General features: G+C 63.4%; 20 protein-coding genes. 13 read left to right on the forward strand and 7 right to left on the reverse strand.

All coding sequences use genetic code 11. From position 1 onward, the window contains the following. The first annotated feature begins 1 nt into the window (after position 1). The 8 genes from ACXIQ9_RS09085 to ACXIQ9_RS09120 are packed head-to-tail and all read left to right on the forward strand — an operon-like array spanning position 2 to position 8,931. Positions 2-1,246, forward strand: a complete 1,245-nt coding sequence (locus ACXIQ9_RS09085; protein ID WP_459016461.1) for a glycosyltransferase — start codon at positions 2-4, stop codon at positions 1,244-1,246. After that, on the forward strand, positions 1,243-2,160 hold the full coding sequence (locus tag ACXIQ9_RS09090) for a hypothetical protein (RefSeq protein WP_459016462.1): 918 nt from the start codon (positions 1,243-1,245) through the stop codon (positions 2,158-2,160). Before ACXIQ9_RS09085 ends, ACXIQ9_RS09090 begins: the two co-directional genes overlap by 4 nt. Beyond that, positions 2,157-3,254 carry a glycosyltransferase family 61 protein gene (locus ACXIQ9_RS09095; RefSeq protein ID WP_459016463.1) on the forward strand — a complete coding sequence of 366 codons (1,098 nt, stop codon included), beginning with the start codon at positions 2,157-2,159 and terminating at the stop codon, positions 3,252-3,254. The genes ACXIQ9_RS09090 and ACXIQ9_RS09095 overlap by 4 nt, the downstream gene beginning before the upstream one ends. Next, positions 3,254-4,432, forward strand: a complete 1,179-nt coding sequence (locus ACXIQ9_RS09100; protein WP_459016464.1) for a hypothetical protein — start codon at positions 3,254-3,256, stop codon at positions 4,430-4,432. The genes ACXIQ9_RS09095 and ACXIQ9_RS09100 overlap by 1 nt, the downstream gene beginning before the upstream one ends. After that, positions 4,429-5,583 carry a GDP-mannose 4,6-dehydratase gene (gene gmd / locus ACXIQ9_RS09105; protein WP_459016465.1) on the forward strand — a complete coding sequence of 385 codons (1,155 nt, stop codon included), beginning with the start codon at positions 4,429-4,431 and terminating at the stop codon, positions 5,581-5,583. Before ACXIQ9_RS09100 ends, gmd begins: the two co-directional genes overlap by 4 nt. After that, the gene (locus tag ACXIQ9_RS09110) at positions 5,580-6,578 is read left to right on the forward strand and encodes a GDP-L-fucose synthase family protein (RefSeq protein WP_459016466.1); all 999 of its coding nucleotides are present in this window, start codon (positions 5,580-5,582) and stop codon (positions 6,576-6,578) included. The genes gmd and ACXIQ9_RS09110 overlap by 4 nt, the downstream gene beginning before the upstream one ends. Continuing rightward, entirely contained in the window at positions 6,578-7,519 is a 942-nt protein-coding gene (locus ACXIQ9_RS09115) for a UDP-glucuronic acid decarboxylase family protein (RefSeq protein WP_459016467.1), read from the forward strand. The genes ACXIQ9_RS09110 and ACXIQ9_RS09115 overlap by 1 nt, the downstream gene beginning before the upstream one ends. Further along, positions 7,516-8,931, forward strand: coding sequence for a nucleotide sugar dehydrogenase (locus ACXIQ9_RS09120; RefSeq protein ID WP_459016468.1), 1,416 nt, complete (start codon positions 7,516-7,518; stop codon positions 8,929-8,931). Before ACXIQ9_RS09115 ends, ACXIQ9_RS09120 begins: the two co-directional genes overlap by 4 nt. Positions 8,932-9,021: 90 nt before the next feature. On the opposite strand, the gene ACXIQ9_RS09125 is transcribed toward ACXIQ9_RS09120, so the two are convergent. From ACXIQ9_RS09125 to ACXIQ9_RS09150, 6 genes are all read right to left on the reverse strand, one after another. Beyond that, on the reverse strand, positions 9,022-9,222 hold the full coding sequence (locus ACXIQ9_RS09125) for a photosystem II reaction center protein J (RefSeq protein WP_010314377.1): 201 nt from the start codon (positions 9,220-9,222) through the stop codon (positions 9,022-9,024). A 15-nt stretch (positions 9,223-9,237) separates the two neighbouring features. Next, a complete protein-coding gene (locus ACXIQ9_RS09130) occupies positions 9,238-9,357 on the reverse strand; it encodes a photosystem II reaction center protein L (RefSeq protein ID WP_010314380.1) in 120 nt (39 codons plus the stop codon). A 4-nt stretch (positions 9,358-9,361) separates the two neighbouring features. Beyond that, a complete protein-coding gene (gene psbF / locus ACXIQ9_RS09135; RefSeq protein WP_010314382.1) occupies positions 9,362-9,499 on the reverse strand; it encodes a cytochrome b559 subunit beta in 138 nt (45 codons plus the stop codon). A 3-nt stretch (positions 9,500-9,502) separates the two neighbouring features. Continuing rightward, on the reverse strand, positions 9,503-9,751 hold the full coding sequence (psbE, locus tag ACXIQ9_RS09140; RefSeq protein WP_247476392.1) for a cytochrome b559 subunit alpha: 249 nt from the start codon (positions 9,749-9,751) through the stop codon (positions 9,503-9,505). Between the two features lie 84 nt (positions 9,752-9,835). Beyond that, a complete protein-coding gene (locus ACXIQ9_RS09145) occupies positions 9,836-10,819 on the reverse strand; it encodes a photosynthesis system II assembly factor Ycf48 (RefSeq protein WP_010314385.1) in 984 nt (327 codons plus the stop codon). Positions 10,820-10,828: 9 nt separating this feature from the next. After that, the gene (locus ACXIQ9_RS09150) at positions 10,829-11,212 is read right to left on the reverse strand and encodes a rubredoxin (protein WP_247476390.1); all 384 of its coding nucleotides are present in this window, start codon (positions 11,210-11,212) and stop codon (positions 10,829-10,831) included. 122 nt (positions 11,213-11,334) lie between these two features. On the opposite strand from ACXIQ9_RS09150, the gene ACXIQ9_RS09155 reads away from it, so the two are divergent. Genes ACXIQ9_RS09155 through ACXIQ9_RS09170 form a run of 4 tightly spaced genes read left to right on the forward strand, consistent with a single transcriptional unit; the run spans position 11,335 to position 14,029 of the window. Next, positions 11,335-11,697, forward strand: coding sequence for an NAD(P)H-quinone oxidoreductase subunit 3 (locus tag ACXIQ9_RS09155; protein ID WP_010314389.1), 363 nt, complete (start codon positions 11,335-11,337; stop codon positions 11,695-11,697). Between the two features lie 33 nt (positions 11,698-11,730). Beyond that, on the forward strand, positions 11,731-12,453 hold the full coding sequence (locus ACXIQ9_RS09160; RefSeq protein WP_459016533.1) for an NADH dehydrogenase subunit K: 723 nt from the start codon (positions 11,731-11,733) through the stop codon (positions 12,451-12,453). A 5-nt stretch (positions 12,454-12,458) separates the two neighbouring features. Continuing rightward, entirely contained in the window at positions 12,459-12,995 is a 537-nt protein-coding gene (locus ACXIQ9_RS09165) for an NAD(P)H-quinone oxidoreductase subunit J (protein WP_459016469.1), read from the forward strand. A gap of 11 nt (positions 12,996-13,006) precedes the next feature. Further along, on the forward strand, positions 13,007-14,029 hold the full coding sequence (locus ACXIQ9_RS09170; RefSeq protein ID WP_459016470.1) for an NAD-dependent epimerase: 1,023 nt from the start codon (positions 13,007-13,009) through the stop codon (positions 14,027-14,029). A 4-nt stretch (positions 14,030-14,033) separates the two neighbouring features. Here ACXIQ9_RS09170 and ACXIQ9_RS09175 read toward each other — a convergent pair whose 3' ends face one another. Further along, positions 14,034-15,452 (reverse strand): gluconeogenesis factor YvcK family protein, encoded by a 1,419-nt coding sequence (locus ACXIQ9_RS09175; protein WP_459016471.1) that lies wholly within the window; start codon positions 15,450-15,452, stop codon positions 14,034-14,036. Between the two features lie 28 nt (positions 15,453-15,480). Here ACXIQ9_RS09175 and ACXIQ9_RS09180 point away from each other — a divergent pair, with 28 nt between their 5' ends. Then, the gene (locus ACXIQ9_RS09180; RefSeq protein WP_010314400.1) at positions 15,481-16,287 is read left to right on the forward strand and encodes an ABC transporter ATP-binding protein; all 807 of its coding nucleotides are present in this window, start codon (positions 15,481-15,483) and stop codon (positions 16,285-16,287) included.

A 16,287-nucleotide genomic window follows, 5' to 3' on the forward strand; every position in this document is an offset into this window, starting at 1 on the left:
GATGCGCGTGTTGCACCTCTCCACCTACGACGGCGGCCAGGGGGCAGCCCGCGCCAGCTATCGCCTGCACCAGGCCCTGCGGGCCTCGGGCATCGAGAGCCGTATGCGCGTGGCCCGCGCCGGCCGCGGTGACAGTTGGGTTGAGGCGCCCCGCTCCAAGCCCCGTCAGGCCCTGGCGCTCTTGCGCAGCACGGCCAGTTGGTGGTTGAGCAAGCCCCAGCGCTCCGCCAATCCGATCACCCACTCGGTTGCGGCCCTGCCATCGCGATTGGACCTGGAACTCAACCGCAGGCCCCAGGAGCTGCTGCATCTCCATTGGCTGCAGGATGAATTCCTCTCGGTGGAGGCCATCGGCCGGCTGCGGGGCCCGGTGCTTTGGACGCTCCATGACTGCTGGCCGTTTTGCGGTGCGGAGCATTACCCCCATGGCCTGGGGGATCAGCGCTTTGCCCAGGGGTATGGCGCGGTGACCAGGCCCAGGGATCACCGCGGCCTGGATCTTGATCGCTGGACCTGGCAGCGCAAACGCCGGGCCTGGCGGTCCCTGTTGCCGCAGCTCCAACTGATTGCCCCCAGTCACTGGATGGCCGAGCAGGCGGCGGCCTCGTCCCTCTTTGCAGGTGTGCCGTGCCGGGTGATCCCCAACGCCTTGCCGGAGGTCTTTTGCCCCTATCCCCGCGCCCAGGTGCGGCGTTGGTTGGGTTGGCCCCAACAACAGCGCCTGCTGCTTTTTGGCGCCATGGATGGTGTGGCTGATCCGCGCAAGGGCTTCGACTTGCTCGTGGAGGCTCTCGAGCAGCTCAAGCAGCTGGATCCCGCGCTGGCCGAGCACTGCCATGCGGTCGTGCTGGGCCAGAGCACGCCTGCTGTGCCTCCGTCTCTGCCTTTGCCGGTGCACTACGCCGGTCGCTTGGACGATGACCTGAGCTTGGCTCTGGCCTACGCGGCGGCCGATGCGGTGCTGGTGCCCTCGCGCCTCGACAACCTGCCCCAGTCCGCCAGCGAGCCGCTGGCCTGCGGCACCCCCGTCGTGGCCTTCCGTCAGGGGGGCCTGCCGGATCTGGTGCAGCACCGCCGCAATGGCTGGCTGGCGGCGCCAGAGGACGCCCGCGATCTGGCCCTGGGCCTGCAGTGGGCCTTGGCGCAGCCCGAGGGGTCGCTGCCCCTGGAGATCTGCCAGGCCTGGCGGCCCGAGGCGGTGGCGCGGGCTCACCGGGATCTCTACGCCGAGGTCCTGCAGCGATGAGTTGGCAGTGGCGCCACAGCATCAAGCAGCAGGGTCGCCGTGTCGCCCACCGACTTGAGTGCTGGCGCTATCCGCAGGTGTTTGCAGGGCAGCTCAGTGAGGAGCAGGCCGGTCTTTGGATCGCCGAGGCCATCCGTGAGCGCCGGCCTGTGTTGGTGGGCCGACTGGGTTCGGTGGAAGCGCGTTTGTTGGCCGAAGCCCAGAGCCCTGGAGCAGCGCCCTTCAGCCGTGTCAGCCTGCGGGAAGCCCACCGCAACGCCGGGATTTTTCCGGTGGAGCCTGCAGCCTTGCGCGCGGCAGCCCTGCGGTTGCAGAGCGCCCTGGAGCGGGTGGATCTGTTGGCCCTCTGGGACAGCCCCCACCAAGCGGCGTTGGTGGCTGGCCTGGAGCCGCTGCCCCAGCGCTGCAGCCTGGCGGCCCTGGAGCCCTGGTGGTGCGCTGAGCCCTGGAGTGCGGCCTTGGCAGGTAAGCGGGTGCTGGTGGTGCATCCCTTTGTGCAAACGATTCAGCAGCAATGGAGGCGGCGCCAGCAGCTGTTCGCCAATCCCGCGGTGTTGCCGGATTTTGAGTTGATCACCCTGGCGCCCCCTCAGACCCTGGCTGGAGCCACCCAGGGCTATGCCAGCTGGGATCAAGCGCTCGATCTGCTGCAAGGGCAGGTGGCAGCGCTGAGGTTTGATGTGGCCTTGCTGGGTTGCGGGGCCTATGGCCTGCCCCTGGCCGCCGCCATCGCGGACTCCGGCCGCGTGGCTGTTCATGTGGGCGGAGCCCTGCAGCTGCTGTTTGGCATTCGCGGCCGCCGCTGGGAGGCCAGCCCGCGTTTTCAGCAGCTGATGAACGCCAGCTGGGTGCGCCCTTCCTTGGCGGAAACCCCTGCTGGTGCCGATCAGGTGGATGGGAGGTGTTACTGGTGAAGCGGCTTGGCGACTGGGCCCGCTGGCTTTGGCTGAAGGCGGCGGACACGCGCCTGCTGGGCTACCACCATCCCCTCTCGCCCGTGGGGTTTGCACCGTTGCCGGCGGCTCGGGCTGAGCAGACCGTGCTGGATCTCGATCGCTTGACCCTTGCGGCACCCGCCCCGGCGCTCTTGGTGAGCCATCCCTATCGCAGTTCTGCGGTGCCCCACTACCCGAGCATCGAGACCTGGACCCTCCGCTGCGGCAGTAGCCGAGCTCAGGCTGCGGCGCCCCGCACGATCCAGTTCCACACGATCCGCAAGCAGCTCGGCAAAACGAAGCGCCACTTGGAGGGGGCCTTCGCCGTCTTCCCCCACAGCACGAGCCATTTCGGCCACTGGGCTGGGGATTGCCTTGGGGCGATCCTCTGGTTTGCCCGTGACCCGCGTGTCACCGCCGGCGGCCGCCGCCTGCTCGTCACAGCACCCTCCCCTGAGTGGGCGGCCTTGCTGGAGCAGCTCTGTCCACCGGGGAGCCTGGCGCTGTTCACCCCTGAGCAGCTGTTGGAGCTGAACTGGCAACTCAGCGATGCGTTGCTGTTGCCGCGCCTGAGTCCCTGGCAAAACCTCAGCCTGGCCAGGGACCTGTTGGCCCCGGCTGTCGCCGTTGGCGAGAGTTCCTTCAGCGGGGAGCGGTTGTTTCTTTGTTCACTGCGGGACGAGCGCATCGTCAACCTGCCGGAAATGATCCGCTGCTTTGAGCGCCATCACGTCACGGTGCTTAATCCCCAGGACATGGAGCCCCTGGCCTTGCTGCAGCGCCTGCGCCAGGCCGCTGAGCTCTGGTGTGAGCACGGTTCGATGGCTTTAAACCCCTTGCTTTGCCGCAGCCAGCCCTATCACCTGCTGGAGCTCGATCCCCGCTGCGCCGCTGGCTATGACCCGGCCCAGGCGGTGCTGGGCGGTGGCCTTTACAACGGCTTCCAACGGGGATTGCAGCGGCCTTTCCCCTGCCCACCGGCGGTGGAGTCCGCCCGACTCGATCGGCTGCTGCATCCTTATCAACGCCAGCTGCGGGTTGATCTGCAGGCCCTGGAGCATGCCCTGAGCTGATGGAAGCCCTTCTCTTTGGCTTGATCGGCCTGCATCTGCCCAAGGCCTTCACGCTCCTCTACGCGGCCTTGGCCCTACTGGCCTGGCGCACCCGTAAGGCCCCTCCCTTGGCGCCCCAACTGCGCTGGTGCCTCGGCGCTCTGCTGCTGTTCTCCATCAGCTACAGCGCCATCTCCGTGCACTACGGCCTCTGGCGGCTGGGGGGGCGGGATCTGTTGGATCTGATCTCTATGGTTCTGCTGCCAGCTGGCTGCGTCTGGATTGGTGCCCGCGCCGCGGCGGTGCTCTCCTGGCGGCAGAGGAGTTGGCTCTGGCTGGCCTACGGCCTCGGTGCCCTGGCCTACGTCTGGATCGTGTTGCTTCACGGGCGGGTCTTTAGCCCCGATGGGGCTTGGCTGGATTTGTTGGTGCGCCGGCGAGACAGCACGATCGCGGCTCCGTGGGGTCCAGACCCGCTCGTCAATGTCCGCTCTGTGGAGCAGAACGCGGCCTTGGCTTGTGCCTGGTTGTTACCCGGGCTCTGGCTGCTGCGCCGATTTGCGTTGGCTTGGCTGCTCAGTGCTGTTGGGGTTCTCGGGTGGGCTGCCACGGTCTGCTTCAGCGGCCGGTTGGGTTGGTTGGTTCTCGCCCTCGGAGCTTTGCCCGTCGCCGTTGGCTGGATGCGATCCCGGCGGCGCCAGCAGGCCCTGGGCTTGGGCTGTCTCGCCGGAGTGACGGCTTTAGCCCTGGCGGTGTGGCGTTTCCCCCGGCTTTGGCTACGCCTCTATGACGAACGTTTCGATCGCTTTGCGGGTTTTGTACCTGTGGCGCCTCAGTTCCTCTGGGGCGGCAACCAGTTGCACTTCCAAGGCACTGCGTTGGATTTCGATGCCAGCCAGGGGGAGTTGATGCACAACGTCTTTCTGGATCTCTATGTGCGGGTGGGCTGGCTGCCGCTGTTGCTGTTGCTGCTCGCACTTGTTCCCTTGCTTTTGCGCGCCCTCGCGTCGCTGGCGTGGGTGCTTCGGCAGGAGACGCTGCAGCTCGATGGCTGTATCGCAGCTGGCTTCCTGGTTTGCCTGAGTGTGCAGTGGTTGTTCCAGCCTCTGCTTTATGGGGATGGCTTGCTCTTCTACGTAGGCTTTCTGCTCATTGGCATTCTCGTGGGAGAGCCGTCTTTGAGAGGTGATGAGCCATGAGTTTCCGTCCAGAAGCCATTGATTGCCGCGGGCGAGTTGCGCTGATCACTGGGATCACCGGCCAAGACGGCAGCTATCTGGCGGAGCTGCTGCTGGAGAAGGGTTATGTGGTGCACGGGATTAAGCGCCGCGCCAGCAGCTTCAACACCAGTCGCATTGATCACCTCTATCAGGACCCCCATGAGGCCGACCCGCGGCTGGTGTTGCACTACGGGGACCTGACGGACAGCACCAACCTGATTCGGATCATCGAGCAGGTCCAGCCCGATGAGATCTACAACCTGGGTGCCCAGAGCCATGTGGCGGTGAGCTTCGAGGCGCCGGAATACACCGCCAACAGTGATGCCCTCGGCACCCTGCGCATCCTGGAGGCGGTGCGGATGCTTGGCCTCACCCAGAAGACCCGCATCTACCAGGCCAGCACCAGTGAGCTCTACGGCTTGGTGCAGGAAATCCCCCAAAAGGAGACCACGCCGTTCTATCCCCGCAGTCCTTACGCGGTGGCCAAGTTGTATGGCTACTGGATCACGGTGAATTACCGCGAGGCCTATGGCATGTACGCCTGTAATGGCGTGCTGTTTAACCACGAGTCTCCGCGGCGTGGTGAGACGTTCGTGACCCGCAAGATCACCCGCGGTCTGGCCCGCATTGATGCGGGCCTGGATCAGTGCCTCTACATGGGCAACCTCGATTCCCTGCGGGACTGGGGCCACGCCCGTGATTACGTGGAAATGCAGTGGAGGATGCTCCAGCAGCAGACTCCCGAAGATTTTGTGATCGCCACGGGCCGCCAGGAGAGCGTGCGCCGCTTCATTGAGCTCACCGCCCAGCAACTGGGCTGGGGTGCCATGCAGTGGGAAGGCAGCGGCATCGCTGAGGTCGGCCGACGCGCCGATACCGGTGCCGTGGTTGTGCGCATCGACCCCCGCTACTTCCGTCCTGCGGAGGTTGAGACGCTGCTGGGGGATCCCACCAAGGCCAAGGAGAAGTTGGGATGGACGCCGACCGCAACCCTCGAAGAGTTGGTGGCTGAAATGGTCGCTGCTGATAAGGAAGAAGCGGCTAAGGAAGCGCTGCTGCGCAAGCAGGGCTTCGCAGTCGTGGGGTCCATGGAGAACCCGCCCACCAATCCGGCTGCGATCAAGCCATGACGGGTCTGATCACGCCGGACGATCGCATCTTTGTGGCCGGCCACCGCGGCATGGCGGGCAGCGCCATCTGCAGGGCTTTGCAGCGGGCGGGCTACGGCAACGTGCTCACGGCCGATCGCTCCGCCCTTGATCTCGAGGACGCGGAGGCTGTTGCGGCCTGGTTCAACGCGCAGCGCCCGACGGTGGTGGTGCTGGCCGCGGCAAAGGTGGGTGGCATCCATGCCAACAACAGCTACCCAGCAGACTTTTTGCTCGCCAATCTCAAGATCCAGAACAACGTGATCGAGGGAGCCTGGCGCTCGGGGGTGCGGCGTCTGCTGTTTCTTGGCAGCAGCTGCATCTACCCGAAGTTCGCGGAGCAGCCGATCCGTGAAGAAGCACTTCTTACCGGAGCCCTGGAGCCCACTAACGAGTGGTATGCGATCGCCAAGATCACCGGGATCAAGTTGAGTCAAGCCCTGCGCAAGCAGCACGGCTTTGATGCCATCAGCTTGATGCCAACCAATCTCTATGGGCCTGGTGATAATTATCACCCCACCAACAGCCATGTGTTGCCGGCGCTGATCCGCCGCTTCCACGAGGCAGCGGAGCGGGGCGATGTCAGCGTGACCTGCTGGGGCAGCGGCTCACCGTTGCGGGAGTTTCTGCATGTGGATGATCTGGGTGAAGCCTGTGTCTTTGCCCTGGAGCACTGGGATCCTGCGGCCCCTGAGGCCCCGAAGGATGAGGCCAGCGAGCCCTTGCCGTTTCTCAATGTCGGCACCGGCATCGACCTCACGATCCGTGAGCTGGCGGAAGCCGTGGCGCAGGCGACGGGTTTTCAAGGAGAGATTGTCTGGGACAGCTCCAAGCCCGATGGCACACCCAAAAAACAGCTCGATGTGAGCCGGCTGGCTCAGCTGGGTTGGCGGGCGCGGATTCCCTTGGCTGAAGGCCTCAGCAGCACCGTCTCTTTGTTTCGTCAGCAACTACAGGACAACTTGGTTCGTCTCTAATGCCCGCTTCCATCACGCGCAATCTGGTGACCGGTGGAGCCGGTTTTGTCGGCTCCCACTTGGTGGACCGCTTGATGCAGGCCGGAGAAGAGGTGATCTGCCTCGACAACTACTTCACTGGCCGCAAGCAGAACATTCAGCAGTGGCTGGGGCACCCTCGCTTTGAGCTGATTCGCCACGACGTCACAGATCCGATTCGCCTGGAGGTGGATCGGATTTGGCATCTCGCGTGCCCCGCCTCGCCGGTGCATTACCAGCACAACCCGATCAAAACCGCGAAGACCAGTTTCCTGGGCACCTACAACATGCTCGGTTTGGCTCGGCGGGTGGGCGCCCGTTTGCTGCTGGCTAGCACCTCTGAGGTGTATGGCGATCCGGAGGTGCACCCCCAGCCTGAGAGCTACCGGGGTTGCGTGAACACCATTGGCATTCGCAGCTGCTACGACGAGGGCAAGCGCATCGCCGAAACCCTTTGTTTCGACTACCAGCGCATGCATGGGGTGGAGATTCGCGTGGTGCGAATCTTCAACACTTATGGGCCGCGCATGCTTCCCGATGATGGCCGGGTGGTGAGCAACTTCATTGTGCAGGCCCTGCGCGGTGATCCGCTCACGCTGTATGGCGATGGCTCCCAGACCCGTTCCTTCTGCTATGTCGATGATTTAGTCGAGGGCATCATCCGTCTGATGAATGGACCGCACTCTGGGCCGATCAATATCGGCAACCCCGGTGAATTCACCATTCGTCAGTTGGCTGAACTGGTGCGCGCCAAGATCAATCCCTCTCTGGAACTGATCTGTAAGCCTCTGCCCCAGGACGATCCGCTGCAGCGCCAACCGGTGATCGACTTGGCCCAGCAGGAGTTGGGGTGGCAGCCCACCATCGCTCTGGATCAGGGACTGGATGCGACGATCGCCTACTTCAAGGAGGCATTGGCGTGAGCATCCGTACCATTTGCTGCATCGGTGCTGGCTATGTGGGCGGCCCGACCATGGCGGTGATCGCGGATCGCTGTCCCGAGATCCAGGTCACTGTTGTCGATCTGAATGAGGCCCGGGTCGCGGCCTGGAATGATTCAGACCTTTCCAAGCTTCCGGTCTACGAACCTGGTTTAGATGATGTCGTGGGCCGCTGCCGGGGACGCAATCTCCACTTCTCCACAGCAGTGGAGTCGGCGATTGCCGCGGCCGACATGGTGTTCCTGTCGGTGAATACCCCCACCAAGACAAAAGGCGTTGGAGCAGGTCAAGCCAGTGATCTGCGCTGGATCGAGGCGTCTGCGCGTCAGGTTTCGGCCTGCGCCCAGGGCCACACGATCGTTGTCGAAAAAAGCACCCTGCCGGTGCGTACGGCGGACACGGTCAAGGCCATTCTTTCGGCTTCTCAAGGTGATGTCGCCGGTGCCGGTGAACCGAAAACGTTCTCAGTGCTCTCCAATCCGGAGTTTCTCGCTGAAGGCACAGCGATCCCTGATCTAGAAGCTCCTGATCGTGTGTTGATCGGTGGCGAGGATCCCGTCGCCATCGAGGCATTGGCCAGTGTTTATGGCCACTGGGTTCCCCAGCAGCGCATTCTGCGCACCAACCTATGGAGTTCTGAGCTTTCCAAGCTCACAGCCAATGCGTTTTTGGCACAGCGCATTAGTTCGATTAACTCAATTGCCGCTCTATGTGAGGCCACCGGGGCGGATGTCACCGAGGTCGCCCATGCCATTGGAACGGACAGCCGCATCGGTCCCAAGTTCCTCAAGGCTGGCCCTGGCTTTGGCGGCAGCTGCTTCCAGAAGGACATCCTCAACCTGGTGTATCTCTGCGGGCACTACGGCCTCCACGAGGTTGCCGCCTACTGGCAAAGCGTTGTCGAACTCAACAGCTGGCAGCAGCACCGCATCGCCCAGCTGGTCGTGCAGAAGTTGTTCGGCACTGTGACCGGTAAGCGCATCGCCGTGCTCGGGTTTGCCTTCAAGGCCGACACCAACGACACCCGCGAAGCACCCGCGATCCGCATCTGCCAGGACCTGTTGGAGGAGGGGGCTCAGCTGGCCATTTACGACCCAAAGGTCCCCGAAACCCAAATCGCTTCTGACCTTGGTTGCCAGCCTCTTCCCTCTCCCGTGGGCAGTCCCCTCAGCGGCGAAGGTGTCTGGCATCGTGTGACTACCCCTGCCGAGGCAGTGGCTCAGGCCGACGCGGTCCTGATCCTCACGGAGTGGGCGAGTTTCGCTGACCTCAATTGGCAGGAACTAGCGGCTGAGATGCGTAAGCCCGCATGGCTGTTTGATGCCCGCTCGATTGCGGATCTGTCGGCTGCACAGGCAGCAGGGCTTCAGGTCTGGCGCGTTGGTCGCGGCTAAGCGCTCATCAAACAAAATCAGCACAAAAAAGACCTCGACTTATCGAGTCGAGGTCTTTTGATTGATTAACTCCTGCAAAGATCAGCCTAATCAGGCGGAACCAACACCGGTGTAGGAGCCGTAGAAGAAGAGGCCCACTACAAAGATCACGGCCATGCCGCCAGCGGTCGCAACGAGCCAGAGGGGAAGCACACCTTCAGTCCAACGGGATTTCCAGGCCACCGCAGGGCGACCGTCTGGAAGACGGTCGGGAATTCTTCCGTCGGGAAGACCGGATTTCTTGCCGCTCATCTCAGATCCTCCTGATCAGTTGAAGAAGTAGCTGGAGAACAGAATCCCGCAGGTGAAGACGAACAGCAGGCCCAGGTACAGGCTGGTGCGGTTCAGTTCAACCGGCAGGTTGTTCGGGTTGGGGGAGCGTTGCATGGTGTCAGCGGCGAACGAACTGCATGGCAGCAAGGGCGCCCAGGAAAAAGACCGTGGGGATGCCAAGGGCGTGGACTGCAAGCCACCGGACCGTGAAGATCGGGTAGTTGCGAGGGGTGGTGCTAGCTGGAACTTGGGTCATGGCTTATTTCAGGCGCTGGTCGAGCGAAGACTTGGCGTCATAGCGCTGGCTCACCACAGGGGCCTTGGCGTCCTGAGCCTGGAAGTAAGCGTCCGGGCGGGGGGTGCCGAAGGCGTCGTAGGCCAGTCCGGTGTTCACGAACAGGAACCCGGCCAGGAAGATCGAAGGCAGGGTCACGGCATGGATCACCCAGTACCGGATGCTCGTGATGATTTCAAAGAACGGGCGTTCACCCGTTGAGCCGGCAGCCATGAGCAGCGAGCGTTCAGTCTGTAGATCTTAAGGGGAAGGCTTGGGCCGCCGATGCCGGGCGGCCCCCTTGGTTACAGAGCGTTGTTAGCCCACCCAGCGCAGCAGGGATCCCCGCTCACCAAGCACAAAACCCTTGCCATCACTGAAAAAGGCGATGTGGCTGAAGTTCGTCGGTTGCTTTTCGCCCACCGGATCCTTCTGCCAGCTCTGGCCGTTGTCGCTGCTCACAAGCAAGGTGCCGCTGCCACCGCCGGCCCAGATCGTGCCGCTTGGATCCCAGGCCATGTCCAGATAGCCGTAGCCATTGGTGATTGGCACCACCGGCTTGCTCCACTCCTCAGGAGTCGATGCGTCCTCGTTGAAGCGCAGTTGGGCGCCGCGGGCCAGCATCCAGAGGTTGCCATTGGGTTGGAAGCCCATGGATTGCAGGCGCTGGCTGCTTTCCCGCTGGTGCGGGGTCCAGCGGGGCTCCCCTGGAGACCAGGTGGCAAAGAAGTTGCCCAGGCTGCTGACGCTGATGTAGTTGCCCTCCGGGCTGCGGCGCAGGTCGCGCACAGCGCCGACGGCGTCTTCGACTTGGGCCTGCCAGGAGCCGCCCGCGTCGTTGGTGCGGTAGACGGCGCCCACGTTGGTGGCCAATTCAGCGCTGCGCTTGCCCAGGGCCGTCACCATGTAGGGCTCACCGGGAAGCTTGGTGTCGAGGAAGAGGCGGCTCCAGTTCTGACCAGCGTCTTCGCTGTGGAGAAGTAGGCCGGGTTGACCGACGATCCAGCCCTCGTCGCCCGAGAAATCGACGCTGATCAAGCGGAAGTTTTCCTCTTCGGGCAAATCCAGGGCCATCTCGGTCCAGGAGGCACCGGCGTCATTGGTCTCGAGGATCAGCCGGTTGCTGCCCACCAGGAAGCCGTGGCTGCTGTCTGTGAAGGCCAGATCCAGGGGGTTGGATTTGGTGTGGATGTCCACGGGTTGCCACGGGCTGCTCTGGGCCGTGGGCAGGCTGGTGCTGACGCAGCCCGTCAGCACCACAGCGGCGAGCAACGCGCAGAGAGAAGAGAGCAGGCGTTTCATCGATCGATCTCAGCGCAGGGAATAGAGAGAAAGGAAGAAGGCGATGGCCAGGGCAAAGCCGCCGAAGATCAGCACGTTTTTCTGCCCGGGCGTGAGCGTGTTCACTCCAAGCCCGTAGCCGAGATTTTCCTCGAAGCCGCTGGGCTTGTTGCGGGGGCCGATGTCCTTGAAGGCCAGGGTCTTGCTCCGGCAGACCGGGCAGCGGAAGCTCACCGGATCCAGGGCGCTGAAGGGGGTGCCGGGCTCGATCGCCAGCTTTTTTACGCCCTCGCCCGGGTCATAGACAAAGCCGCAGCTTCGGCATTCGAAGCGGTGTGTATCGGGATCATCGACTGGTGTCTCAGTCACCCCGGGCAGCTCTTGGACCTCGTCGGGAAGGGTCTCCTCGCTCATGGGGTGCCCACAGACAGTCCCGAACTTTAAGGAGCCCCCAATCCCATCTGGGATTGCAGCGTGTCAGGCAGTGCCCAGAGGCGGATGCCAGACTGCCCCGCAGGTTGGGCCGCTTTCGCCCTGTGTTCGTTCTCTCCGGTTACGACGCCTTCCTCGGGTTTCTGCTGATCGCAGCAGCCGTGCCCGTACTGGCCCTCGTCACCAACAAGATCGTCTCGCCGAAGTCGCGGGTTGGTGAACGGGATCTCACCTACGAATCGGGCATGGAGCCCATCGGTGGGGCGTGGATTCAGTTCAACATCCGCTACTACATGTTTGCCCTGGTCTTCGTGATCTTCGACGTGGAGACCGTCTTCCTTTATCCCTGGGCCGTGGCTTTCCACCGCCTGGGGCTGTTGGCGTTTATCGAAGCCTTGGTCTTTATCGCCATCCTGGTGGTGGCCCTGGCCTATGCATGGCGCAAGGGCGCCCTCGAGTGGAGCTGACCTGAGATGACCCCCTCCTCTGCCACCTCTGGCATGGCTGAAGCCCTCTCCCTGAGCGCCCTCCGCGATCAGCGCGAATCCAGCTGTAACCCGGTCGGCGCCCCCAGCGTGACCTCGGATCTCTCCGAGAACGTCATCCTCACCACCCTGGATGACCTGCACAACTGGGCGCGTTTGAGCAGCCTCTGGCCGCTGCTCTACGGCACCGCCTGCTGCTTCATCGAGTTCGCCGCCCTGATCGGCTCGCGTTTCGACTTTGACCGTTTCGGCCTGGTGCCACGCTCCAGTCCGCGCCAGGCGGACCTGCTGATCGTGGCCGGCACTGTGACCATGAAGATGGCACCTGCGCTGGTCCGTCTCTATGAGCAGATGCCCGAGCCCAAGTACGTCATCGCCATGGGCGCCTGCACGATCACCGGAGGCATGTTCTCAGCGGACTCCACCACCGCCGTGCGCGGTGTCGACAAGCTCATCCCCGTAGATCTCTATCTCCCCGGCTGCCCTCCCCGGCCCGAGGCGATCTTCGATGCGGTGGTCAAGCTGCGCAAGAAGGTGGGTAATGAGGCCCTGTCGGAGCGCGGCAACCTGCTTCCGACCCACCGCTACTTCACGGTTTCCCACGCGATGAAGCAGGTGGAGCCGATCGTCGACGGCCGCTACCTGCGCGCCGAAACCCAGCAGTCGGCCTTGAAAGCAGCCGCCGGTCTGCCGGTCGCTGCAACGGCCAAAGCTTTTGTTCCCGCTGAGCCAGCCTGAGTTCGATGCCTGAAGACACCGCCGTCGTCCCCGCCCCTCAGCCGGGTCCCGTCAGCCAGTGGCTCACCGGCCAGGGCTTTGAGCACGAGCAGCTTGAGCCTGATCACCTCGGAGTGGAGGTCCTTGGCATCGAAGCACCCTTTCTCCCGGTGATTGCCGCTGCCCTGAAAGCCTCGGGCTTTGACTACCTGCAGGTGCAGGGCGGCTATGACGAGGGCCCGGGCGGCCGGCTCGTCAGCTTTTATCACCTGCTCAAGCTGGGTGCTTTGGCGGAGCAATCCGCAACTTCCAATCACCAGCCGCCCGAGGAGGTGCGCCTGAAGGTGTTCCTCTCCCGAGACGGCGACCTGACGATCCCCAGCCTCTATCCGCTCTATCGCGGTGCCGACTGGCCTGAGCGCGAGACCTTTGACATGTTCGGCATCGGCTTTGAAGGCCACCCCCAACCCAAGCGTTTGCTGATGCCAGAAGACTGGAAGGGCTTCCCGCTGCGCAAGGACTACGTGCAGCCGGACTTTTACGAGATGCAGGACGCCTACTGAGCTCCCAGCCTGTGAAACGTCCGGTTTTGGTGACCGGTGCGGCCGGCTTCATCGGAGCCGCCGTTGCTCTGCGCCTGTTGGAGCGTGGCGAGCGTGTTGTTGGCCTCGACAACATCAACACTTACTACTCGCCTGAACTAAAAGTTGCGCGACTGCAGCGCCTCGACGATGCGGCTGGGGATTGGCTTTTCAAGCAATTCGATCTCGAAAATGAAGCCGAGATCGCTGATCTGTTTGCGGCCCACCAACCGCGCGCTGTCGTGCATCTCGCAGCTCAGGCCGGAGTGCGCTACTCGATCGAGAACCCGGCGGCCTACATCAAGAGCAATCTCGATGGCTTTGGGAATGTGCTCGAGGGCTGCCGTCACCAGGGCGTGGAGCATTTGGTCTATGCCTCCAGTAGCTCGGTCTATGGCGGCAACCGTCAGATGCCGTTTTGCGAGCAGCACGCCGTGAACCATCCGGTGAGCCTCTACGCAGCCACCAAAAAGGCCAACGAGCTGATGGCCCATACCTACAGCCATCTCTATGGGCTTCCCGCCACTGGTCTGCGGTTTTTCACGGTCTATGGCCCCTGGGGTCGTCCGGACATGGCCCCGATGCTGTTCGCCAAGGCCATCCTTTCGGGGCAGCCCATCAGGGTGTTCAACCAGGGTCAGATGCAACGGGACTTCACCTACATCGACGACATCGTCGAAGGGGTGATCCGCTGTCTTGATCAACCCGCCACCGCTGATCCCAACTTCAATCCGCTGGATCCGAATCCCGCAACTGCCGCAGTGCCGCACAGGCTGTTCAACATCGGCAACTCACAGCCCACCCCTTTGCTCCGCTTCATTGAACTGCTGGAGCAGGCCCTCGGCGTCGAGGCGATCAAGGACTTCCAACCCATGCAGCCGGGTGATGTGGTGGCAACGGCTGCCGATACTTCAGCCCTTGAGGCCTGGGTTGGCTTCCGGCCGAATACTCCCCTTGAGGTCGGTCTGAAGCGTTTTGCGGCCTGGGTGCAGCTGCACACTCAGTTGTTGGGCTGACTGCTTAGGTCGTTTTCTCTTTCTCTCTGCGCTGTTTCTTGTAGAAGCGCATCACCGCTAGCCCCACGCTTCGGGGGTCATGCCGCAGCGTTGAGGTCGGACGTGCCCCCTGGAGCGGGGCAATGGTGACGTCATATCCCTCACTACGCAGTTTGCGGCTGTCGCATTCGACAGGTTCTGCACCGCGCTGGCGGTAGTAGTCCACCAGGCTGGACTCACCGAGGTCCTCTTGGGCCAGGACCGAAGAGAACAGACGCTGCTGAATCCCCAGGCTGGCGAGCTGTGATTCGATTGCCCGCAGGTGTCCCTCGACATCCAACCCATCGGTCTCGCCCGGCTGGGTCATCAGATTGCAGATGTAGAGGCGGGGCGCCTTGCTCCGACTGATCGCCTGCACGAGCTCGGGCACCAGAAGATTGGGCAGCAGAGAGGTGTAGAGACTGCCCGGACCAAGGACGATCAGGTCGGCATTGGCGATCGCTTCGAGGGCCTTCGGTAGCGCCGGAGGTCGCTCGGGAATGCAGCCCACCCGCACGATCGGGCTGGTGGCATGGCCGATCTGGGATTCGCCTTCAATGCGGCGCCCATCGGCTAGCTCGGCCCAGAGTTTGACGTCGGCGTTGGTGGCCGGGACCACCGTGCCCTGCACCGCCAGAACCCGGCTGCTGGCGGTGATGGCCCCCTCCAGGCTGCCGGTGATGGCCGTCAGGGCGGAGAGAAAGAGATTGCCGAAGCTGTGGCCTTCGAGGCCAGTGCCCGCGCGGAAGCGGTACTGGAAAAGCCGAGTCAGCAGCGGTTCCTCTGTGGCTAGGGCCGCCAGGCAGTTGCGGATGTCTCCCGGAGGTTGCACGCCGAGTTCGCGGCGCAGGACCCCCGAGCTGCCGCCGTCATCAGCGACGGTGACGATCGCCGTGAGGTTGCTGCTGTAACGCTTGAGCCCGCTTAGCAGGGTGGAGAGCCCGGTGCCGCCGCCGATGGCCACGATCGAGGGGCCGCGGTTCAGGCGGCTCTTGGCAGCTAAGGCATCCACCAGCAGGGTGTCGCGATCGGGTGCCAGCGCCTGCTGGATCGCCCCAAAGCTGCGGCTTTGCCCGAGCCAGATCAGTCCCCCGCCCACCACCAGCACCAGTGGTCCGGTGATCTCGCGGGGGAGGACCGTGGTGATGTTGGCCAGGGACCAGCGGATGAACTCCAGCAGCCAGTAGATCGGCTGCAGGTCGGCCCAAACGGCTCCCCCCAGGAACAGCAGGAACAGACCAATGCCGGAGGTCAGCATCCAGCGCTTGACCACCAGGCCGGGCTGCAGCCAGCGTGCGGCGCGCTTGGAGCGGCTGACCAGGTCTTTCTGGCGCAGATCTCCCTTGCCGACCCAGCTCGGGCGAGGTCTCGAGCGATTCCCCCTGCGCTGTCCTCGAGCCGGCATGGGGCCAGGTTACGGAGAAACCGCCAAGATGCCCCCATTCGTGAAGGATCCGGTGCAATCCACCCCAGTGGTCCAGATGGACGACGTCAGCGTGCGTTGGGGCCGTAACACCGTGCTGAGCGACGTCGACTTGACCCTGAACGCGGGCGAGCGCCTGGCGGTGGTGGGTCCCTCGGGTGCCGGTAAATCGACGATCCTGCGTCTGCTCTCGGGTTTGCTTCTGCCCAGCAGCGGTCGCTTGAAGATCCATGGGGTGCAGCAGACCTATCTGCGGCTGGATCAGCGCAACCCCCCCGACGTCCGCACGGTCTTTCAGAACCCGGCGCTTCTGGCGTCCTTGACCGTGCGCCAGAACGTGGGCTTTTTGCTGGATCGTTTCAGTCGCTTGAATGAACGGGAGATCCGCCAGCGGGTGGCCGAGGCCTTGGAGGCTGTGGGGCTTTCTGGTACGGAGGACCTCTATCCCGGCGAGCTCAGTGGCGGCATGCAGAAGCGGGTCAGCTTTGCCCGCGCTGTGATCAGTGATCCCAGTCAGCCCGTGGGGAAGGTCCCCTTGCTGCTCTTCGATGAGCCGACGGCAGGTCTGGATCCAGTGGCCTGCACGCGGATTGAAGATTTGATCGTTCACACGACTCAAATCGCTGGTGGGAGTTCTGTGGTGGTGAGCCACGTGATGAGCACGATTGAGCGCACCGCCGATCGGGTGGTGTTGCTCTATGACGGCCTCTTCCGCTGGCAAGGAACGGTGGAGGACTTTCGGACCACAACCAATCCCTATGTGCTTCAGTTCCGCACGGCTAGTCTCAGCGGGCCGATGCAACCCGCGGAGCTCTAA

Source organism: Synechococcus sp. LTW-G (assembly GCF_054459035.1).

Coding starts and splice junctions, on each gene's coding strand:
- ACXIQ9_RS09100 (WP_459016464.1), top strand. CDS start 3,254: ATGGAAGCCCTTCTCTTTGGCTTGATCGGCCTGCATCTGCCCAAGGCC.
- ACXIQ9_RS09130 (WP_010314380.1), bottom strand. CDS start 9,357: ATGCAACGCTCCCCCAACCCGAACAACCTGCCGGTTGAACTGAACCGC.
- gmd (WP_459016465.1), top strand. CDS start 4,429: ATGAGTTTCCGTCCAGAAGCCATTGATTGCCGCGGGCGAGTTGCGCTG.
- ACXIQ9_RS09125 (WP_010314377.1), bottom strand. CDS start 9,222: ATGAGCGGCAAGAAATCCGGTCTTCCCGACGGAAGAATTCCCGACCGT.
- ACXIQ9_RS09150 (WP_247476390.1), bottom strand. CDS start 11,212: ATGAGCGAGGAGACCCTTCCCGACGAGGTCCAAGAGCTGCCCGGGGTG.
- psbF (WP_010314382.1), bottom strand. CDS start 9,499: ATGACCCAAGTTCCAGCTAGCACCACCCCTCGCAACTACCCGATCTTC.
- ACXIQ9_RS09145 (WP_010314385.1), bottom strand. CDS start 10,819: ATGAAACGCCTGCTCTCTTCTCTCTGCGCGTTGCTCGCCGCTGTGGTG.
- psbE (WP_247476392.1), bottom strand. CDS start 9,751: ATGGCTGCCGGCTCAACGGGTGAACGCCCGTTCTTTGAAATCATCACG.
- ACXIQ9_RS09085 (WP_459016461.1), top strand. CDS start 2: ATGCGCGTGTTGCACCTCTCCACCTACGACGGCGGCCAGGGGGCAGCC.
- ACXIQ9_RS09110 (WP_459016466.1), top strand. CDS start 5,580: ATGACGGGTCTGATCACGCCGGACGATCGCATCTTTGTGGCCGGCCAC.
- ACXIQ9_RS09175 (WP_459016471.1), bottom strand. CDS start 15,452: ATGCCGGCTCGAGGACAGCGCAGGGGGAATCGCTCGAGACCTCGCCCG.
- ACXIQ9_RS09160 (WP_459016533.1), top strand. CDS start 11,731: ATGGCTGAAGCCCTCTCCCTGAGCGCCCTCCGCGATCAGCGCGAATCC.
- ACXIQ9_RS09115 (WP_459016467.1), top strand. CDS start 6,578: ATGCCCGCTTCCATCACGCGCAATCTGGTGACCGGTGGAGCCGGTTTT.
- ACXIQ9_RS09180 (WP_010314400.1), top strand. CDS start 15,481: ATGCCCCCATTCGTGAAGGATCCGGTGCAATCCACCCCAGTGGTCCAG.
- ACXIQ9_RS09090 (WP_459016462.1), top strand. CDS start 1,243: ATGAGTTGGCAGTGGCGCCACAGCATCAAGCAGCAGGGTCGCCGTGTC.
- ACXIQ9_RS09165 (WP_459016469.1), top strand. CDS start 12,459: ATGCCTGAAGACACCGCCGTCGTCCCCGCCCCTCAGCCGGGTCCCGTC.